This is a genomic window from Staphylococcus massiliensis CCUG 55927 (genome assembly GCF_000298075.1).
Classification (GTDB): Bacteria; Bacillota; Bacilli; order Staphylococcales; family Staphylococcaceae; genus Staphylococcus; species Staphylococcus massiliensis.
Genome location: NZ_JH815593.1, coordinates 1,095,688 through 1,115,477, shown reverse-complemented (window position 1 = coordinate 1,115,477; position 19,790 = coordinate 1,095,688). Strand labels below are relative to the sequence as shown.

18 protein-coding genes and 1 other RNA gene are annotated in these 19,790 nt (G+C 36.6%); 16 read left to right on the top strand and 3 right to left on the bottom strand.

Annotated features, from left to right (window positions below; all coding sequences use genetic code 11):
• Positions 1 to 382 precede the first annotated feature (382 nt).
• The gene (locus A33S_RS0105690; protein ID WP_009383047.1) at positions 383 to 1,882 is read left to right on the top strand and encodes a hypothetical protein; all 1,500 of its coding nucleotides are present in this window, start codon (positions 383 to 385) and stop codon (positions 1,880 to 1,882) included.
• Positions 1,883 to 2,118: 236 nt separating this feature from the next.
• On the opposite strand, the gene A33S_RS0105685 is transcribed toward A33S_RS0105690, so the two are convergent.
• On the bottom strand, positions 2,119 to 2,550 hold the full coding sequence (locus A33S_RS0105685; RefSeq protein WP_009383045.1) for a MarR family winged helix-turn-helix transcriptional regulator: 432 nt from the start codon (positions 2,548 to 2,550) through the stop codon (positions 2,119 to 2,121).
• Positions 2,551 to 2,705: 155 nt separating this feature from the next.
• On the opposite strand from A33S_RS0105685, the gene A33S_RS0105680 reads away from it, so the two are divergent.
• Positions 2,706 to 3,335, top strand: coding sequence for a nitroreductase family protein (locus A33S_RS0105680; RefSeq protein ID WP_017176634.1), 630 nt, complete (start codon positions 2,706 to 2,708; stop codon positions 3,333 to 3,335).
• 54 nt (positions 3,336 to 3,389) lie between these two features.
• Here A33S_RS0105680 and A33S_RS0105675 read toward each other — a convergent pair whose 3' ends face one another.
• On the bottom strand, positions 3,390 to 4,292 hold the full coding sequence (locus A33S_RS0105675; protein WP_009383043.1) for a TIGR01777 family oxidoreductase: 903 nt from the start codon (positions 4,290 to 4,292) through the stop codon (positions 3,390 to 3,392).
• Between the two features lie 687 nt (positions 4,293 to 4,979).
• On the opposite strand from A33S_RS0105675, the gene A33S_RS0105665 reads away from it, so the two are divergent.
• Together A33S_RS0105665 and A33S_RS0105660 are read left to right on the top strand one after the other, a co-directional pair.
• On the top strand, positions 4,980 to 5,804 hold the full coding sequence (locus A33S_RS0105665; RefSeq protein ID WP_009383042.1) for a prolipoprotein diacylglyceryl transferase: 825 nt from the start codon (positions 4,980 to 4,982) through the stop codon (positions 5,802 to 5,804).
• Positions 5,749 to 6,138 carry a hypothetical protein gene (locus tag A33S_RS0105660; protein WP_009383041.1) on the top strand — a complete coding sequence of 130 codons (390 nt, stop codon included), beginning with the start codon at positions 5,749 to 5,751 and terminating at the stop codon, positions 6,136 to 6,138. Before A33S_RS0105665 ends, A33S_RS0105660 begins: the two co-directional genes overlap by 56 nt.
• A gap of 119 nt (positions 6,139 to 6,257) precedes the next feature.
• Here A33S_RS0105660 and A33S_RS0105655 read toward each other — a convergent pair whose 3' ends face one another.
• A complete protein-coding gene (locus tag A33S_RS0105655) occupies positions 6,258 to 6,536 on the bottom strand; it encodes a hypothetical protein (protein WP_009383039.1) in 279 nt (92 codons plus the stop codon).
• 350 nt (positions 6,537 to 6,886) lie between these two features.
• On the opposite strand from A33S_RS0105655, the gene A33S_RS0105650 reads away from it, so the two are divergent.
• The 12 genes from A33S_RS0105650 to ssrA all read left to right on the top strand — a co-directional run bounded on the left by A33S_RS0105650 (position 6,887) and on the right by ssrA (position 19,641).
• Complete coding sequence (locus A33S_RS0105650) at positions 6,887 to 7,897, top strand: sugar-binding transcriptional regulator (RefSeq protein ID WP_009383036.1); 1,011 nt, start codon at positions 6,887 to 6,889, stop codon at positions 7,895 to 7,897.
• 58 nt (positions 7,898 to 7,955) lie between these two features.
• On the top strand, positions 7,956 to 8,960 hold the full coding sequence (gene gap / locus A33S_RS0105645) for a type I glyceraldehyde-3-phosphate dehydrogenase (protein ID WP_009383035.1): 1,005 nt from the start codon (positions 7,956 to 7,958) through the stop codon (positions 8,958 to 8,960).
• Positions 8,961 to 9,083: 123 nt separating this feature from the next.
• Entirely contained in the window at positions 9,084 to 10,274 is a 1,191-nt protein-coding gene (locus A33S_RS0105640) for a phosphoglycerate kinase (RefSeq protein WP_009383034.1), read from the top strand.
• Positions 10,275 to 10,294: 20 nt separating this feature from the next.
• Positions 10,295 to 11,056: a triose-phosphate isomerase gene (gene tpiA / locus A33S_RS0105635; RefSeq protein ID WP_009383033.1), complete on the top strand. Its 762-nt coding sequence runs from the start codon at positions 10,295 to 10,297 to the stop codon at positions 11,054 to 11,056.
• A gap of 1 nt (position 11,057) precedes the next feature.
• Positions 11,058 to 12,572 carry a 2,3-bisphosphoglycerate-independent phosphoglycerate mutase gene (gene gpmI, locus A33S_RS0105630; protein WP_009383032.1) on the top strand — a complete coding sequence of 505 codons (1,515 nt, stop codon included), beginning with the start codon at positions 11,058 to 11,060 and terminating at the stop codon, positions 12,570 to 12,572.
• A 72-nt stretch (positions 12,573 to 12,644) separates the two neighbouring features.
• The gene (gene eno / locus A33S_RS0105625; protein WP_009383031.1) at positions 12,645 to 13,943 is read left to right on the top strand and encodes a phosphopyruvate hydratase; all 1,299 of its coding nucleotides are present in this window, start codon (positions 12,645 to 12,647) and stop codon (positions 13,941 to 13,943) included.
• Between the two features lie 703 nt (positions 13,944 to 14,646).
• A complete protein-coding gene (locus tag A33S_RS0105620; protein WP_009382967.1) occupies positions 14,647 to 15,111 on the top strand; it encodes a hypothetical protein in 465 nt (154 codons plus the stop codon).
• Positions 15,112 to 15,197: 86 nt separating this feature from the next.
• The gene (gene secG, locus A33S_RS0105615; RefSeq protein WP_009382965.1) at positions 15,198 to 15,431 is read left to right on the top strand and encodes a preprotein translocase subunit SecG; all 234 of its coding nucleotides are present in this window, start codon (positions 15,198 to 15,200) and stop codon (positions 15,429 to 15,431) included.
• Positions 15,432 to 15,523: 92 nt separating this feature from the next.
• A complete protein-coding gene (locus A33S_RS0105610) occupies positions 15,524 to 16,264 on the top strand; it encodes an alpha/beta hydrolase (protein WP_009382964.1) in 741 nt (246 codons plus the stop codon).
• A 37-nt stretch (positions 16,265 to 16,301) separates the two neighbouring features.
• Positions 16,302 to 18,659, top strand: coding sequence for a ribonuclease R (gene rnr, locus A33S_RS0105605; protein ID WP_009382963.1), 2,358 nt, complete (start codon positions 16,302 to 16,304; stop codon positions 18,657 to 18,659).
• 18 nt (positions 18,660 to 18,677) lie between these two features.
• Positions 18,678 to 19,145: an SsrA-binding protein SmpB gene (gene smpB / locus A33S_RS0105600; protein ID WP_009382962.1), complete on the top strand. Its 468-nt coding sequence runs from the start codon at positions 18,678 to 18,680 to the stop codon at positions 19,143 to 19,145.
• A gap of 135 nt (positions 19,146 to 19,280) precedes the next feature.
• Positions 19,281 to 19,641: a transfer-messenger RNA gene (ssrA, locus tag A33S_RS11980) on the top strand.
• Positions 19,642 to 19,790: the final 149 nt, after the last annotated feature.

Sequence of the window (19,790 nt, the reverse complement as noted above, 5' to 3'; positions counted from 1 at the left end):
TTAAACAAAAATGCCTATATATCGCACCTATTAGCTATTTGAAGTGTGTGATTTAATAAAGTACAATTTAATATAGTTAGGGGAAACTTCATATCTATGGATGTTAAATGATGATAACATTGGGAGATGTTACGGCATTAAACCCTATGACACAAACTCGGAGAGCGTTCTGCTCTCCGAGTTTTTTATTGAATTAGAAATTTTTTACAAAAATTACTATCTTTTAATAATAATTAGATTTAATTTTATATCAAATATGTTAGAGTGAGTCCCGAAGTAATTTATACAAGGATTAAATTAATCTTTGTATACAATAGTTTTATTTTAAAACTAAATATTTTACGTTTAAAATTTCATAGCTTTGTTACATAGGAGGATTCGCGTGGATTTTGATATGATGGATTCGGGACAGCAACATAATCATTTCGTCAACACGACGCATCAACAAGCATCACAAGTCTCAAATAATAATGAAAGTGAAGGTGGGAATCAATTGGATCCAAATTCTGATGTCGTAACGGTTGAAGACTTCGGTGCAAAAGGTGATTATTTAAAGCAAGATGGTTCGATTAATCCTAACTACACGAATGACACACAGGCTTTTAAGAAGGCAGTAGAATATGCGACTTCACATAATAAGACACTAAAACTTAATCATAAAAATTATTATGTCGATAATATCGTCTTTCCCGAGGGAAATTATGACTTTAGTGAAGGGCGACTTGTTGTAGGTAAAGGTGCTAATGGTAGTGACTTCTATAATGTAAAAGCAACTTCAGGCGCTGTAATTGATAAATTAGATATTTTAGTAACGGCTCAATTCGGAAGTGGGCGTTTGTTGAGCTTAAACGGTGCTGTAGATGTGGGTGATGTTAACCTCAAGTGTACAGAAAAAATTGATACGAGTAATGATTTATTTGATGCAATGGTTAATATTTCTGGTGAGAACGGTAAAGTAGGTTCTATACGTACTCAGAATTCAGATAATCACGTTATGGCTTTTAACGCGAGAAACTGGAACATAGGTGAAATTAAAGCGGATACGTATATTCGTGGCATGTATATGAGACAATGTCGTGATATGTATATTGGTAAATACGTTGCTACAAACCGTCATCCTAATGCGAAATGGCATGCGGGAGATAACGGATTACTCATTGAAGGGTGTCAAAACCTACATTTCAGAGATACAGTTGTTGAAGACGCTGGTGAACATGCGATTCGTCTTGGAGGTACGAGAAATAGTGTTTATAAACAAGGAAATCATACTTTCGATAACATTACGACAAGACGTAGTGGGGGAAGTGGTTTCAAGGTGTTCTCAGGGGAATTAGATGGAACGCCTGAAATGGTATCTCATATTAAGATAGGAACGCTTAATGTGCTCGATAGTCGATATAAGTTACCAACGCTAGATAATCGAGATGCGTTACACTTGGAATATTGTTCAGATGTAGATATTGATGCTTTAAAGGTAAATAATGAATCAGAAGATGTGTCGACATCTAATGGTATGTATCTATCAGGGGTACTTCGTTTAAATGTTGAAAATGCTGAAATCAACCATACAAGTGATCATATTGCGAAGATGGTGAATACCCAAGGTAAAGTTAACGATATTCGATTAAACCACTTAACAGCACGAGACAATAAAAATGGTGTCTTGATTGATCAACGTGGTGAAACGTTAAGGGATATCTATTTACACAACTTAGATATTGAAGGATATGGTGACGAACATTATGCAGTTGTGTTGTTTGCGAATACCGTACGACAACCTGTAGTATTTGATGGAACTGTTCGTCGTAACGATGAACCAAAAGGAGCTTTCTATACAAACTCTAAAAGTGACTTAATCGAAAATAATATCAATGAAATATAAATGTAAAATGCATTTAATGAATGGTACCGTTTAACGAATAAGGGCCCGAGTTCAAATCTAATCAATTTGTCTCAGGCCCTATTTGAGTGACAATAAATTAGGGAAATTATTAATATTTATTTTGAAATATAATTGTAAATTTGTGCTTTTTTCGAAACAAAGTTGATGAGATTCATATAGGATATATTTCAATGCTTTTTAAATGGGTATTTGTTAATTAACGTGATTGTTCTTAATTATCTAAAATTATTTTCAAGCAGGTTGTTCAATGAGTTAATTAAGTCTTGCGCGTTATCATCTTCAATATCTAAATCTTTATAAACTTTACGTGATACATCGAAAAGTTGTTCTCTTACTTCCTTACCTTTTTCAGTTAATGAAATACTCATATTTCTTTCATCAGATTCAAGTCTCGCTTTTTTAACAAGCGACTTCGCTTCTAACTTTTTAATAAGCGGTGTAAGTGTACCTGAATTAAGGTAAATGCGATCACCTAAAGTTTTGATATTCACGTATTCATCTTCTTTAATGGATACTAAAGTGATATAACCTGTGAATGTGAGGTCGAACTCGTTTAGGTATTGCGTATATTTTTTAATAATCTCTTTAGATGATACATAGAATAAAAAGCAAAGTTGTTGGCGTAAGTGTTCCTTATGTTCTTCCATGTATGAATCCTCCTTTATTTGTCTTGTGATGTAAGTATAACATTTATAACTTGAAAAATGAGGGTTAAATATTTTATCATTTAATCAAGCTTGATTTAATTACGAACAATTATTTTTTATTAATAAAGTCCTTTAGGACAATGGAGGGATCAATGATGTTACCAAACAATGATTTTGATAATATCGTATTAGGTCGTCGTTCGGTAAAGGTGTTTGATGAGGAAGTCAAAATACCTCGCGATGAAATGAATGAAATTATCAGAAAAACTACTAAGGCACCGTCGTCTGTTAATATGCAGCCATGGCGTTTTGTAGTAGTAGAAAGTCAAGAAGCTAAAGAAACCCTTCGTCCTTTAATGCGATTTAATACGCGTCAAACGGATACTTCTGCATCAATGGTAATAGTATTTGGAGATATGAAGAACTATGAATACGGTGAGGAAATATATAGTTCTGCCGTAGAACAAGGTTTTATGCCTCAAGAGGTTAAAGAAGAACTCTTACCAACTGTTTTAGACTATTATATGAACCTAACGAGACCTCAAATGAATGACATTGTGAAAATTGATTGTAGCTTAGTAGCTATGCAATTAATGTTAGTCGCACGATCATATGGTTATGATTCAAATCCAATCGGTGGCTTTGATAAAGAAAATATCGCGGAGACGTTTGGACTAGATAAAGAACGATATGAGCCAGTTGTAATTATTGCGTTAGGTAAAGAAAAAGTACCTGGTAGAGAATCATCGAGACTACCTATCGATAAAGTTGTTAAATATGTATAAAAAGCGTGGGATATTGTAATCTCACGCTTTCTTTTAATTTCCTTTATATGCTTTTTATTTCTTATTAAATAGGTCGTTGAATGCGATTTTAATATTAGGATACTTAAATTTGAATCCTTCTGCTGAAAGTCTATTCGGTAACACTTTTTGCGTATCAAGTATAATGGTAGATAATTTACCAATAGCTAATCTGATTAAAGGTGCTGGAACATAAGTGTAATGAGGTCTATGCAGTGTTTGGCCAATGCCGTAACAGAATAAGTCCTGGCGTTCAGGCATTGGGGCCGTTAGGTTATAAGGCCCATGTCCATTCGATTTAAAGATTAGATGCATGATTGCGTCTGTTAAATCATCAATGTGAACCCATGAATACCATTGTTTACCTGAGCCAAGTTGGCCACCTAAAAATAGGCGATAAGGTAAAGCCATTAATCCTAAAGCACCGCCTTTTTGAGAAAGAACGATACCAAAACGACCCATTACAACTCGTGTGTTTAAGTTAGTAAATTTCTGCGCTGTACGTTCCCATTGATAAACAACATCTGATAAGAAATCAAAAGGTAAAGTTTTAAAGCTTTCTGTGTAAGTTTCGTAAGCATCAGGGGGATAGTAACCAATCGCACTTGCATTGAAGAGTACTTCTGGTTTGTAATTGCGGTCTTTAAATAATTCATAAAGTCGTTGAGTTGATTTTAAGCGGCTCATCATAATAGATTGACGTGCTTTAGGTGTCCAATATTGGAATAGTGAAGCGCCAGCTAGATTGATGACAATATCTATGTCAGGTACTTCATGTTCAAAGCCTTCTTTACTCCAATTAATAAATGTTTTTCTACCATGATCGGATTGATGATCTTTGCGAGATAATATATATACATGTACATCTTGTTGAAGTAATTTATCGACAAGTTGTTTACCGATAAGTCCGGTACCACCTGTTATTAATACATTTTTCATAGTGTTCGTACACCTCTCTTTTTGAAAATGAAACTGATTAAAAAAGAGGAAGATACACATGATGCCTCTTCCCCAAGTACGCTACTTATTAAATAAAATAATGAATAAATAAAATAAGAGTTGATTCACAATACGATATGGTGGTATATTTCTCTAATATCGTAATTTTGACTACTTCATAAATTTTCTAACGATTTTACCTACAAATTTAGTTACAACGACACGGATGATAATGTTAATAATACGTTTCATTCTTCACACCTCACAAGTTAAAGTAAATACGATATATACTATATATAAACGTTTTTAAACATGTTTAATCATGAAACTTTCAAGTATTTCTTAGATGTGTGGCTTTTCTAAAAGAATAGGAATATTAAATAACCTATAGCGCCTAATATTAATAACATCAGCGTTATAAGAAAAGGTTTATGTGAATTGAATTTATGGGTAGTATGATTGAAGTCATCATTTTCTGACATCATGTCTCTTAATCGATGAGATGATTGTTGAGTTGGCTTATCTAATAGTTTATCCAAGTCATTTGATTGCACGCATATCAAGCCTTTCTTGGTTAAAACTTCTTCATCGTTAGGTTATCAAAAGTAGTTTTAATTGATATAATAAAGTTTAACTGATTGCATACTAAAACGCCATTTAAATAAAAATTAAGCGAGGGTTTGAAACATGTCAGATCATAAGAAAAAAAGTAAAATGCCTGGATGTTTAAGTTTAATTGTAATATTACTTTTACTCATAGGACTAGCTTTTGCATTATTTTCATTTGTTGACCAGTCTAAACGCGGCGACGAAAAATTAAAACAAAAGCAAATTGAAGAGAAGAAAGAAAAAGAGGAAAAGGAAAAAGAAGAAAAGCGTAAAGAGAAAAAGAAATCTTTAGAAGAAGAAAAAGCGCGCGAAAAAGAAGAACAAAAACAACGTGAACAACAAGAAGCGGCTCAAAAACAACGAGAAGCGGAACAAGCGAAACAACAACAAGAAAATCAAAAACGTAATGATACAAAAGAGAAATCAACTGAGCAAGCACCTAAACCTTCTACTGAAGAGAAGAAGACTAAGGAATCTTCAACCGAAGAACCAAAAACTCAAGAACCTTCGACAGAAGAACCTAAATCTAAAGAACCATCTACTGAAGAGCAACAAACATCACAACCATCCACCGAAGAAAAAGCCACGACACAACCTTCAACTGAAGAACGTCAAACATCACAACCATCTACCGAAGAAAAATCTACAACTCAACCTAAAACATCAGAAAGATCTTCAACACAAGCATCCACTGAAGAGGCTCGAAAAGAGTCTCCTTCAGCGGAACAACAAACTTCAGAACAACAAACCTCAGAACAAACAACTTCTGAAACTCAAACTTCAGAGCAACCATCGGACGCGTCATCAAATGAATCTTCTCAAGAAAGTTCAAGAACAGTACCATCAAATGAAAATGGTAATCATCAAGCCCCTTCGAACGAATCTAACGGAGGGGGGTCATGATTCTTCTGAAACGACGCGTACTAACTCTACAGAAACTCAAACTTCAGAACAACCATCATCTAATGAGGACGACAGTCAGTCGCAAGAAACGGAATCACCATCTAGTGAGAATAACCAAACACCATCTACAGAATCACCATCAAGCGAAAGTCCTGAAGCACGTACGGGTTCGAATTCAAATGAAGATAATCAATCAAGTACAGAGTCGCCATCCAATGACAATGAACAATCACAAGCTAATTCAAACGTTAGTCAAAATGGTGAGGCTAATCGAGAATCAAACACTAATTCACACAGCCAACAATCAAGCGCTGAAACAGCTTTAAATAACTAACTGGACTATCAAGTTCTTACATAAGGAGACGAAATAACACGTGAACATAAAACTAAATATATACGAACATTAAAAAACCTACGTACCCATTTATCGGAACGTAGGTTAATTTTTTATGTTTAGAAAAATGCGAAGATATTAAATGCATTAAGCAATAAAGTTAATAAAATAGATAGAATGATGGAAATTAAACAACCTCCACCGCCGCAGCCGAATGGCATGCAACCGAATGAACTGTAGTACATGCCAGAACCATTTCTTTGACGGTCGTCATAACCATATGGATCCTCGCGGTGGTAATCGTCACGATACTCATCACGGCGGTTAGAATCCTCTGGACGTCTATATCTTGGATCATCCGGGTCGATCACTTCTGGTTCATCGTCACGTCTAGACATAATATCACCTCTTAATAAGCTTAATTAATTTAACATAACTTTTTGAAACGATTTAATTATCTTTTTATAAACCGTTTGAAAAGCCCTTAATCATTGTTTATACATTTGATGTATAGGTACTATTCCCACAAAAACCAATTTTTAACAATAATGTTTAATTTACCTCATGGAATGGTATGTTTACACTAAGTGTTCAATCACTTATGATATTACTTGATTTTACGTGCAACCAGTAGTAATATGACTTTTGAAGAGGTTATATTTTTTTGTCCCAACTGGGACTTAAAATGTCAAACCATGGATAAAAGTTGACCACATTTTATTTTTAATGATTTGGAGGCGTGTTACATTTGGAAGATTTAATCAAGATGCAACAACTGCTCGTACCGGATTTAATCGATAAAATGTACCGTCGATATTCAATCTTAACTACCATAGAGAAACATCAACCCGTAGGTCGTCGTAGTTTAAGTGAGATAATGGATGTGACTGAGCGTGTTTTACGTTCGGAAACCAACTTACTTAAAGCACAAGAACTCATCTATGTGAAACCAACAGGTATGGAAGTTACAGAACAAGGTATGCATGTCATAGATGAATTGAATGATTACATTCATATTCACTCTGACTTAGATCAAATTGCTGAACATATTAAAAATAAATACCAAATTCAGAATGTTCACATTGTACCAGGCGATTCTGATCTCGATGAAACGGTTAAGACAGAATTAGGTAAAGTCACAAGTCAGTTACTTGAATCAACGCTATATGAAGGTGCTATTGTATCCGTCACTGGTGGTTCGACAATGTCTTATGTAAGTACGGCAATGCGAGAATTACCTTTTAAAGTGATGTATACACCTGCTCGAGGTGGCTTGGGTGAAAATGTGTTAAACCAAGCGAATACCATTTGTTCAAAGATGGCTATTAATTCTGGTGGCACCTACACAACTTTATATGTTCCAGATCAAGTTAGTGAAACAACATTTTTAAACTTGATGGACGAACCTACAGTTAAGAACACAGTCAACAAAATTAAAGATTCTAACATAACGTTACACGGCATTGGTGATGCGCTGAAAATGGCTAAAAGAAGACATTCGGCTCAAGATGTAATAGAAAAACTTCAACATCATAATGCTGTAGGCGAAGCGTTTGGTTATTACTTTAATCAATACGGTGAGATTGTTCATAAAGTTAAAACAATCGGTTTACAGTTAGAAGATTTAAAAAATAAAGATAACATCTTTGCGGTCGCAGGGGGTAAATCTAAAAGTAATGCAATAAAAGCATATTTATCGATTGCACCTATGAATACAGTACTCATTACAGATGAAAGCGCCGTAAGGTCTATGATTTAATTTTGGCAATAAAAAGTGAAATACTTTTTAAATATCATATAAAAGGAGGCCATTAATAATGGCAGTTAAAGTAGCAATCAATGGTTTTGGAAGAATTGGTCGTTTAGCATTCAGAAGAATTCAAGATGTGGAAGGTATCGAGGTTGTAGCTGTTAACGATTTAACAGACGACGATATGTTAGCACACTTACTTAAATACGACACAATGCAAGGACGCTTTACTGAGGTTGTTGAAGTCGTTGAAGATGGCTTCCGTGTAAATGGTAAATTAGTGCATTCTCTATCTGAAGCAGATCCAAGCAAATTACCTTGGAAAGACTTTGAAGTAGACGTTGTATTAGAATGTACTGGTTTATTTACAGAGAAAGAAAAAGCGGAAGCGCACATCGAAGCTGGAGCTAAAAAAGTGCTTATCTCAGCACCAGGTAAAGGCGATATGAAAACGATCGTTTATAACGTGAACCACGAAGAATTAGACGGTTCTGAAACAGTCGTTTCAGGTGCTTCTTGTACAACGAACTCATTAGCACCTGTTGCTAAAACACTTCACGATGAATTCGGTATTGTTGAAGGTTTAATGACTACAATTCACGCTTACACTGGTGACCAAAATACGCAAGATTCTCCTCATAAAAAAGATAAACGCCGTGCACGTGCTGCTGCGGAAAACATTATCCCTAACTCAACTGGTGCTGCAAAAGCAATCGGTTTAGTTATTCCTGAAATTGATGGTAAATTAGATGGTGGAGCGCAACGTGTACCTGTTGCAACTGGTTCAATCACTGAATTAACAGTTGTTCTAGAGAAAGAAGTTACTGCAGAACAAGTTAACCAAGCTATGAAAAATGCAACAAACGAATCTTTCGGTTATACTGAAGATGAAATCGTTTCATCTGACATCGTTGGTATGACTTTCGGTGCGATGTTCGATGCTACACAAACACGTGTAATGACTGTTGGCGACCGCCAATTAGTTAAAGTAGCTTCATGGTACGACAATGAAATGTCTTATACAGCACAACTTGTTCGTACACTTGAGTACTTAGCAGATCAAAGTAAATAATTTCATTTAGATTTATGAGAAACGTCTCCTAAATACTAAATAAGCTTTTGAGTAAGCGGGGAGCAAAATACGCTTCTCCGCTTATTTTTATTAGCATTAACCATTATGAGGAGGATTTTTAAGATGGCCAAAAAGGTTGTAACTGATTTAGACTTAAAAGGAAAGACTGTTCTAGTTCGAGCAGATTTCAACGTTCCTATGAAAGATGGCGAAATCACAAACGATAATCGTATCGTTCAAGCTTTACCAACAATTGAATACATTATGGAGCAAGGCGGTAAAGTTGTTCTATTTTCTCATTTAGGAAAGGTCAAAGAAGAAAGTGACAAAGAAAAGTTAACATTAAAACCTGTAGCAACAAGACTTTCTGAAAAATTAAACAAAGACGTTACATTCGTTCCTGAAACTCGTGGTGACAAACTTGAATCAGCAATCAAATCTTTAGAAGAGGGCGATGTATTACTATTTGAAAATACACGTTTCGAAGATTTAGATGGTAAAAAAGAATCTAAAAACGAACCAGAATTAGGTAAATATTGGGCATCATTAGGTGATGTATTTGTCAACGATGCTTTCGGTACAGCACACCGTGAACATGCTTCAAACGTAGGTGTTGCAAGTAATTTAGATTCTGCTGCTGGTTTCTTAATGGAAAAAGAAATCAAGTTTATCGGTGGCGTAGTTGAGAACCCTGACAAACCATTAGTCGCAATCTTAGGTGGCGCTAAAGTTTCAGATAAAATTGACGTTATCGAAAGTTTACTTAACGTTGCAGATAAAATCCTAATCGGTGGCGGTATGGCTTACACATTCTTAAAAGCACAAGGTAAAGAAATTGGTAAATCATTACTTGAAGAAGAAAAAATTGATTTTGCTAAAGACTTATTAGACCGTGCTGGTGACAAAATTTATTTACCAGTTGACGCTAAATGTGCAAAAGAATTTTCAAACGATGCTGAAATTACAGAAGTTTCAGTAGATGAAATGCCTGAAGATCAACAAGGCTTAGATATCGGTCCTAAAACTGTAGAAGCATTTAAACAAGAATTAGAAGGTGCAAACACAGTAGTATGGAACGGCCCTATGGGTGTATTTGAATTTAGTAACTTTGCTAAAGGTACAATCGGTGTATGCGAAGCAATCGCTGAATTAAAAGACGCGACTACAATCATTGGTGGCGGTGACTCAGCAGCTGCTGCAATGGAACTTGGATTTGAAGATGACTTTACACACATCTCAACTGGTGGCGGTGCGTCATTAGAATATTTAGAAGGTAAAACGTTACCAGGTATTAAATCTATCGCGAATAAATAATGAGTTAAGGAGTGTTAATTGTGAGAAAACCAATTATTGCAGGTAACTGGAAAATGCATAAAACTGTATCAGAAGCGAAATCGTTCATGAAAGATTTACCAGAATTACCAGACCAAAACGAAGTAGAATCAGTGGTATGTGCGCCAACAATTCAACTTGACGCTTTAGTGACTTTATCTAAAGAAGGCGTTGCGAAAAACCTTAAAATTGGTGCTCAAAATGCTTACTTCGAAGACGAAGGGGCTTTTACTGGAGAAACATCTCCTCATGCACTTGAAGATTTAGGCATCAGCTATGTCGTGTTAGGTCATTCTGAGCGTAGAAGCCTATTTCACGAAACTGATGAAGAAGTGAATAAGAAAGCGCACGCTGTATTCAATCATAATATGACACCTATCATTTGTGTTGGTGAATCAGATGAAGAGCGTGAAAATGGTAAAGCTAACGACGTTGTAGCTGACCAAGTTAAAAAGGCATTAGAAGGTTTATTTGAAGAACAAGTGAAACAAGTTGTAATTGCGTACGAACCAGTATGGGCAATCGGTACAGGTAAATCAGCAAATGCTGACGACGCAAATGAAATGTGCGCAGCAATTCGTCAAACAATCGCAGATATCACATCAGAAGATATTTCGAATGAAGTACGCTTACAATACGGTGGTAGCGTTAAACCAGCTAACATTAAAGAATTTATGGCTAAATCAGACATCGACGGTGCTTTAGTTGGCGGCGCTTCACTTAAAGTTGAAGATTTCGTTGGCTTGTTAGAAGGTGCTAAATAATATGGCTAAACAACCTGTAGCACTCATCATTTTAGATGGGTTTGCGAATCGCGAAAGTGAACATGGTAATGCTGTTAAACAAGCACATAAGCCAAACTTTGACCGCTATTATGAGAAATTCCCAACGACTCAAATTGAAGCGAGTGGTTTAGCTGTCGGCTTACCTGAAGGTCAAATGGGTAACTCTGAAGTTGGTCACATGAATATTGGTGCAGGACGTGTTGTTTACCAAAGTTTAACGCGCATTAATAAGTCTATTGAAGATGGTGACTTTTACGAAAATGACGTGTTAAACGAAGCGGTTGGTCATGTGACAAGCAATCAATCACACTTACACGTCTTCGGTTTATTATCAGATGGTGGTGTGCACAGTCACTTCAACCACTTATTCGCTATTCTGAAACTTGCTAAGAAGGAAGGTCTCGACCAAGTATACGTGCACGCGTTCTTAGATGGTCGTGACGTTGATCAAAAATCTGCACTTAAATATATTGAAGAAGCAGAGAAACAGTTTGAGGAAATTGGTATCGGCACTTTCGCATCCGTTTCTGGTCGTTATTATGCGATGGACCGTGATAAGCGTTGGGACCGTGAGGAAAAGGCCTATAACGCAATTCGTGGTTTTGAAGGACCTAAGTTCACTTCAGCAAAAGAAGGTGTTCAAGCGAACTACGATCAAGATGTTACGGATGAATTCGTAGAGCCATTTATCGTAGAAGGTCAAAATCAAGGTATTGATGATGGTGACGCCGTTATCTTCTATAACTTTAGACCAGACCGTGCCGGACAACTTTCTGAAATCTTTACAAATAAAGCGTTTGATGGATTTGAAGTCGAACAAGTTAACAATCTTTACTACGCAACATTTACGAAATATAACGATGATGTCGATGCAAAAGTTGTCTTCGATAAAGTCGATTTAAAAAATACAATTGGTGAAGTTGCTCAAGATAACAACCTTACACAATTACGTATCGCTGAGACTGAAAAGTACCCTCATGTAACGTACTTTATGAGTGGTGGTCGTAATGAAGAATTCGAAGGCGAACGTAGATGCTTAATTGACTCACCAAAAGTCGCAACGTATGACTTAAAGCCTGAAATGAGTGTTTATGAAGTCAAAGATACGTTACTCAGCGAACTTGATAAAGGTGACTTAGACCTTGTTATCTTAAACTTTGCTAACCCTGATATGGTAGGGCACAGCGGTAAACTAGAACCTACAATTAAAGCGATTGAAGCGGTAGATGAATGTTTAGGTGAAGTCGTTGACCGTATTCTTGATATGGGTGGTAAAGCGATTATTACAGCTGACCACGGTAACTCTGATGAGGTTCTTACAGATGACGATCAACCGATGACGACACACACTACTAATCCAGTACCAGTAATTGTAACTGAAGAAGGCGTGACACTTCGTGAAACTGGTAAGTTAGGTGACTTAGCACCAACGCTATTAACATTATTAAAAGTCGATCAACCTGAAGATATGACAGGTGAATCTTTAATCAAGTAGTAAAATGATTTATTAAACTTTGAAATAAAGTTATAATGAAAGAACACAACTTAACAAAAGGAGATTAAAATTATGCCTATTATTACAGATGTTTATGCTCGCGAAGTACTTGATTCTCGTGGAAACCCAACTGTAGAAGTTGAAGTATTAACTGAAAGCGGTGCATTCGGACGTGCATTAGTACCATCAGGTGCTTCAACTGGTGAATATGAAGCTGTAGAATTACGTGATGGAGACAAAGACCGTTACTTAGGTAAAGGCGTTCAAAAAGCAGTTGAGAACGTTAACGAAATCATTGCACCAGAAATTGTTGAAGGTGAATTTTCAGCTTTAGAACAAGTATCTATCGACAAAATGATGATTCAATTAGATGGCACAGACAATAAAGGTAAATTAGGAGCTAACGCAATTTTAGGTGTTTCTATCGCAACAGCTCGTGCTGCTGCTGACTTCTTAGGTCAACCATTATATAAATATTTAGGTGGATTCAATGGTGAGCAATTACCAGTACCTATGATGAACATTGTTAATGGTGGCGAGCACGCTGATAACAACGTAGACATCCAAGAATTTATGATTATGCCTGTAGGTGCTCAAAGCTTTAAAGAAGCATTACGTATGGGCGCAGAAATCTTCCATGCATTAAAATCTGTATTAGCCGACAAAGGTTTAAACACAGCTGTTGGTGACGAAGGTGGTTTCGCACCAGACCTAGGTTCAAACGAAGAAGCTTTATCAACAATCGTTTCTGCCATCGAAAAAGCTGGTTACAAACCTGGCGAAGAAGTACGCTTAGCTATGGACGCAGCGTCTTCAGAATTCTATGACAAAGATAATAACAACTACAATCTTAAAGGTGAAGGTGTTGTTAAGTCAGCTTCTGAAATGGTTGATTGGTACGAAGAACTTATCGAGAAATATCCAATCATCTCAATCGAAGACGGCTTAGACGAAAACGATTGGGAAGGTCACAAATTATTAACTGAACGCATCGGTGATCGTGTTCAATTAGTAGGCGATGACCTATTCGTTACAAACACTGAAATCTTAGAACGTGGTATTAACGAAGGTGTAGGCAACTCAATTTTAATCAAAGTTAACCAAATCGGTACATTAACAGAAACATTCAACGCTATCGAAATGGCTAAACGTGCTGGTTATACTGCAGTCGTATCACACCGTTCAGGTGAAACTGAAGATACAACAATCGCTGACATTGCTGTAGCTACAAACGCTGGTCAAATCAAGACTGGTGCACCTTCACGTACAGACCGTGTTGCGAAATACAACCAATTATTACGTATCGAAGATGAACTATACGAAACAGCAGTTTACGCTGGTTTAGATTCATTCTATAACTTAAACAAATAAGATAATTTTCCTGTAAAGGCGTGCTTCATAGCACGTCTTTTTCTTTTTTGAAAATGAAAGCAAGATGGACGACGCCATTATGCGAAAGAAATTAGAAACAATCGTATAACGGGTCCGTTACGCGAAAGAAAAATAAAACAATCGCATAAGGGCGTCGTTACGCGAAAGAAATTAGAAACAATCGCATAACGGGTTCGTTACGCGAAAGAAAATAAAAACAATCGCATAAGGGGTCCGTTATGCGAAAGAAAATAAAAACAATCGCATAAGAGATCCGTTATGCGAAAGAAATTAGAAACAATCGCATAATGACCCCGTTACCAGATAGAAATCCAAATCAAAATTTACACCTATGATTTAAATAATGATAAATTTTCGATCTCGAAAATTTTCCTTATTACAAAGACTGAGACAAACAATGTAACAAGGGCGCCATGTTACAAAGACTGAGACAAACAATGTAACAAGGAAGCCATGTTACAAAGACTGGCGTAAACAATATAACAAGGAAGCCATGTTACAAAGACTGGCGTAAACAATATAATAAGGAAGCTATATTACAAAGACTGATGCAAACAATGTAACAAGGACTCATTGTCACTCCAACTCCTTGTCACAACCATTCACCCAAAATATGTGAGATTATCCAATTTACTCTATAACTGTTATAATGATACTTGAACTTATTTAAAGGAGTACGTCTATGGAAAGCGCAACTCATTACCAAAAGATACTTAAGTCAGCTAAAATCATTGGAATAACCTCCGTGATAATGGCGTTATGTCTGATCACCCATCACTTCTTTATTACAGACACTACTGTAGCTAAAGAAATGTTAAATCAGTCAAAGGTTAACGGAACTGACGCTGCTGCACATAACATCGTCAACAGTTTCACGATGTCAGGAATTTTATTTATTTTAGCGAATTTAACAGGTATTCTTGCCTTTTTTAGTAAGCACAAATATTTATGGTGGTTTATGCTAGCGATTTACTTTTCACAATTATTTATCGCGCTCGTTAACCCACCGCAACTTTATACAAGCATTATCGCAGTTAAATCTTTCTTAGCACTAATTCCATACGTGATTGTAATCTTATTATCAATCGTGATGTTCATTTACGTGCTCATGGTTGCAATTAAACACAAAAAAGGTTTCCAAGATTAGAATCGTACCATAATTTTAACAATGTTGCCCAAATGGGAACGTTATGGTATAATTCCACACGTATATAACGAATGGAGGACAATCACATGCATACATTACTTACGGTATTGCTCATTATTGACTGTATTGCATTAATCACAGTTGTATTACTCCAAGAAGGTAAAAGTAATGGTTTATCAGGTGCCATTAGTGGTGGTTCCGAACAACTATTTGGAAAGCAAAAGCAACGTGGCGTTGATCTGTTCTTGCATAGAGTTACAGTGATTCTTTCGATATTATTCTTCTTGCTTATGTTAGGTATAACATACTTTAAATTGTAAGGTCCGACTGATTCTCGTCGGGCTTTTTTATTTGTAAGGCTTTAACATTAAAAGATAAAATAAAAGTAAGCGTTAAGGAAGGGACGAGACATATGAAGATTCAATTACCTAAACCATTCTTTTTTGAAGAGGGAAAACGTGCAGTATTATTATTACATGGATTCACAGGTAATTCATCGGACGTTAGACAACTAGGGCGTTACCTACAGAAGAAAGGCTATACGTCACATGCACCTCATTATGAAGGTCATGCAGCACCACCTGAAGAAATTCTAGAATCAAGCCCGCATGTGTGGTACAAGAATGCATTAGATGGTTACGATTATCTAGTCGAACAAGGCTATGACGAAATCGCAGTAGCCGGTCTTTCATTAGGCGGTGTGTACGCCCTTAAGTTAAGCTTAAATCGTGATGTTAAGGGTATTGTTACAATGTGTTCACCTATGTACCTTAAGACTGAAGGTGCGATGTTTGAAGGCGTGTTAGAGTACGCACGTAACTTTAAGAAGTATGAAGGTAAGGATGAAGCAACGATTGAGAAAGAAATGGAAGCTTTCCATCCTACAAATACGTTAAAGGAATTACAAGAAACGATTCAAGACGTTCGCGACCACGTAGACGAAGTATTCGATCCTTTATTTGTTGTACAAGCGAAACAAGACAAGATGATTAATACAGATTCAGCTAATGTCATCTATGAAGAGAGTGACTCTGATGAAAAGTCCATTAAATGGTACGAAAACTCAGGTCATGTTATTACAATCGATAAAGAAAAAGAACAAGTATTTGAAGACGTATATAACTTCTTAGAATCATTAGATTGGTCCGAATAACAACATTTTGAGAGATAAATAGAAAGGAGGGGCAAGTATGGATTTAAAAGAAGAAGTAAAAGCAATCATTAATAGACCAGATTATGAGCCAATGTCTGTTTCTAATTTCCAAGACGAGCTCATGTTAAGTAGTGCAGATTCATTCAGAGATTTAATTAAAGTATTAGTTGAATTAGAGCAATCAGGGTTAATTTCAAGAACAAAGAAAGACCTTTATCAAAAGGAGAAAGAACGCCCTGGACTCATTAGAGGAACGTTAAGCCAAAATAAAAAAGGATTTGCCTTTTTAAGACCAGAAGAAGAAGGCCAAGAAGATATCTTCATTCCGCCTAATAAAATCAATCGCGCGATGGATGGCGATACAGTACTTGTTCAAGTATCAAAGTCACGTGGTAGTCATAAAGGTAAGTTAGAGGGCGAAGTTAAATCAATAGAAAACCATTCAGTTAAACAAGTCGTGGGTACTTACAGCGAAGCGAAAAACTTCGGTTTCGTATTACCTGATGATAAACGTATCATGCATGATATCTTTATTCCTAAAGGTCATAACTTAGGTGCGGTTGATGGTCATAAAGTGCTTACACAAATTACGAAATACGCCGATAGTACAAGTAATCCTGAAGGTCAGGTTTCAGCTATACTTGGCCACAAAAATGACCCAGGCGTAGATATCTTATCGATTATCTATCAACATGGAATCGAAATAGAATTCCCTGATGAAGTCTTAAAAGAAGCTAAAAAAGTTCCAGAAACAATTGCGCCTGACGAGATTGAAGGACGTACAGATTTACGTGATGAACTTACAATTACGATTGACGGCGCAGACGCTAAAGACTTGGACGATGCGATTGCTGTGAAGAAGTTAAGCAATGGTAATACACAATTAACTGTTAGTATCGCGGACGTGAGCTATTATGTGAAAGAAGGCTCACCTTTAGATCAAGAAGCATACGATCGAGGTACAAGTGTGTATCTTGTAGACCGAGTAATTCCAATGATTCCACATCGTTTAAGTAACGGTATCTGTTCACTGAATCCTGAGGTAGACCGTCTAACACTAAGTTGTCAGATGGAAATTAACCAAAAGGGCGAAATCGTTAATCATAAGATCTTTGATAGTGTCATCCATTCAAACTATCGAATGACGTACGACGCCGTTAATAAGATCATCACGGACAAAGATCCTGAAACACGTGCTGAGTACAAAGATTTAACGCCGATGTTAGATTTAGCGCAAGAACTTTCTAATACGTTAATTCAAATGCGTAAACGTCGTGGCGAAATTGATTTTGATATCAGTGAAGCAAAAGTCCTTGTAAATGAAGAAGGCTTGCCTACAGATATTAAACTGCGTGAACGTGGCAAAGGTGAACGTCTTATTGAATCATTTATGTTAGCTGCTAACGAAACAATTGCGCAGCATTTTAACAAAATGGAAGTACCATTCATCTACCGTGTCCATGAACAACCGAAATCTGAACGTTTAAATACGTTCTTCGACTTCATAACGAATTTCGGTATTATGATTCGCGGTACAGGTGAAGACATTCACCCAAGTACGTTACAAGCTATTAACCAAGAAGTTGAAGGTCGTCCAGAAGATATGGTTATTTCAACAATGATGCTTCGTTCAATGCAACAGGCACACTATAACCAAGATAACTTAGGACACTTTGGTCTAGCGGCAGACTACTACACGCATTTCACATCGCCAATTCGTCGTTACCCTGACTTAATCGTTCATCGTCTGATCCGTAAATATTTAATCGAGAAGTCTATGGACGGTAAAGCGCAACGTAAGTGGGAAGACATGCTACCACAAATTGCCGAACACACTTCAAATCGTGAACGTCGTGCCGTAGATGCTGAACGTGATACAGATGAGCTTAAGAAGGCCGAGTATATGATTCAGCACATCGGTGAAGAATTCGAAGGTATCGTTAGTTCTGTAATGAGTTTCGGTATGTTCGTCGAATTACCGAATACGATTGAAGGTATGGTTCATATTACAAATATGACAGACGATTATTATCATTTCGATGAGAGACAAATGGCTTTAGTAGGGGAACACGAAGCTAAAGTGTTTAGAATTGGTGACCCCGTTAAGATTAAAGTTACACACGTAGATGTTGATGAACGTGACATTGATTTCCAAGTAGTAGGTATGCCTTTACCAAAAGAAAAGAAATCAGAACGACCTGCACGTGGTAAGACCATTCAGGTTAAATCTCGTGGAAAAGTCTTTGATAAAGATCAAAACGGTAAAAAAAAGAAGAAAAAGAAACAACGTAAAGGTAAAAATAGAAGACAACGCGAAAAAGAGGCTAAGACAAATAACAAGCCTTTTTACAAAGATAAAAAGATAAAAAAGAAAGCGCGTAAGAAGAAAAAATAACGACAAGAGGTGAGACCAATGCCAAAAAAGAAAAACACCAAAGGTACTTTAGCAGTCAATCGTAAAGCAAGACATGACTATAACATCGAGTCGACGATTGAAGCGGGCATTCGGTTACAAGGTACAGAAATTAAATCCATTCGCCGTGGTAGCGCAAACTTAAAAGATGCGTTCGCGCAAGTTAAGCACGGTGAAATTCATCTTCATAACATGCATATCGCGCCTTATGAAGAAGGTAATCGATATAATCACGATCCTAGACGTCACCGAAAATTATTACTACACAAACGCGAAATCTTAAAGCTAGGCGAACAAACAAGAGAAATCGGGTATTCAATAATCCCATTGAAGTTGTATCTGAAACATGGCGTTTGTAAAGTTCTATTAGGCGTAGCGCGTGGTAAGAAGAAATACGATAAACGTCAAGCGCTTAAAGAAAAAGCGGTTAAACGTGATATGGATCGAGCTATGAAGGACCGTTATTAATACTGTTAATAAATTGCTAAAAATGTAAAGATTTGATATCATATAATGTACTGTTGAAAAAATTGGTATGGAAGCGATGGGGACTTTATAGGTACTATCGCTTCTAAAGCCTAATTGTTTGATTAATACTATTATGGGGACGTTCTTGGATTCGACAGGGGTCCCCAGAGCTCATGAAGCGTGTCGGAGGGTTGTCTCCGCAACAACACACTCAGTTTATAATAACTGGCAAATCAAACAATAATTTAGCAGCAGCTGCGTAATAGCACTCTGCATCACCTAATCGCATCGCCTATGTGCGATTAACGTGATTCAACCTTAGTAGGATACGCTGAATGGCTGCCGTTTGAAGTTCATTCAGAAGAGACGAATCAAACTAGTACAACGTTGGTTGTCTGTCACCGTTCGTTGTGCGAAATTTTAAGATAGACTACACACGTAGAAACATTTGTATCAGGACCTCTGGACGCGGGTTCGAATCCCGCCGTCTCCACTATGTAGCCTATAACCCGCGTGGTTGTAGGTTTTTTATGGTTCTGTTGCAAAGTCAGAAAAAATATAACTAATTATCATTTTAACATGGTAGTATTCTCTTAACTGGCCAACATGTGATTAATTTCGTAGCACGGCGAAAATCCGTAGATC

What these genes read in the sequence shown, in the direction of transcription:
- A33S_RS0105655 (WP_009383039.1), bottom strand. Translation starts at nt 6,536, where the DNA reads ATGTCTAGACGTGACGATGAACCAGAAGTGATCGACCCGGATGATCCA.
- A33S_RS0105660 (WP_009383041.1), top strand. Translation starts at nt 5,749, where the DNA reads ATGAAAATGGTAATCATCAAGCCCCTTCGAACGAATCTAACGGAGGGG.
- A33S_RS0105675 (WP_009383043.1), bottom strand. Translation starts at nt 4,292, where the DNA reads ATGAAAAATGTATTAATAACAGGTGGTACCGGACTTATCGGTAAACAA.
- gpmI (WP_009383032.1), top strand. Translation starts at nt 11,058, where the DNA reads ATGGCTAAACAACCTGTAGCACTCATCATTTTAGATGGGTTTGCGAAT.
- gap (WP_009383035.1), top strand. Translation starts at nt 7,956, where the DNA reads ATGGCAGTTAAAGTAGCAATCAATGGTTTTGGAAGAATTGGTCGTTTA.
- A33S_RS0105640 (WP_009383034.1), top strand. Translation starts at nt 9,084, where the DNA reads ATGGCCAAAAAGGTTGTAACTGATTTAGACTTAAAAGGAAAGACTGTT.
- A33S_RS0105685 (WP_009383045.1), bottom strand. Translation starts at nt 2,550, where the DNA reads ATGGAAGAACATAAGGAACACTTACGCCAACAACTTTGCTTTTTATTC.
- A33S_RS0105610 (WP_009382964.1), top strand. Translation starts at nt 15,524, where the DNA reads ATGAAGATTCAATTACCTAAACCATTCTTTTTTGAAGAGGGAAAACGT.
- smpB (WP_009382962.1), top strand. Translation starts at nt 18,678, where the DNA reads ATGCCAAAAAAGAAAAACACCAAAGGTACTTTAGCAGTCAATCGTAAA.
- eno (WP_009383031.1), top strand. Translation starts at nt 12,645, where the DNA reads ATGCCTATTATTACAGATGTTTATGCTCGCGAAGTACTTGATTCTCGT.
- secG (WP_009382965.1), top strand. Translation starts at nt 15,198, where the DNA reads ATGCATACATTACTTACGGTATTGCTCATTATTGACTGTATTGCATTA.
- A33S_RS0105680 (WP_017176634.1), top strand. Translation starts at nt 2,706, where the DNA reads ATGTTACCAAACAATGATTTTGATAATATCGTATTAGGTCGTCGTTCG.
- A33S_RS0105620 (WP_009382967.1), top strand. Translation starts at nt 14,647, where the DNA reads ATGGAAAGCGCAACTCATTACCAAAAGATACTTAAGTCAGCTAAAATC.
- rnr (WP_009382963.1), top strand. Translation starts at nt 16,302, where the DNA reads ATGGATTTAAAAGAAGAAGTAAAAGCAATCATTAATAGACCAGATTAT.
- A33S_RS0105665 (WP_009383042.1), top strand. Translation starts at nt 4,980, where the DNA reads ATGTCAGATCATAAGAAAAAAAGTAAAATGCCTGGATGTTTAAGTTTA.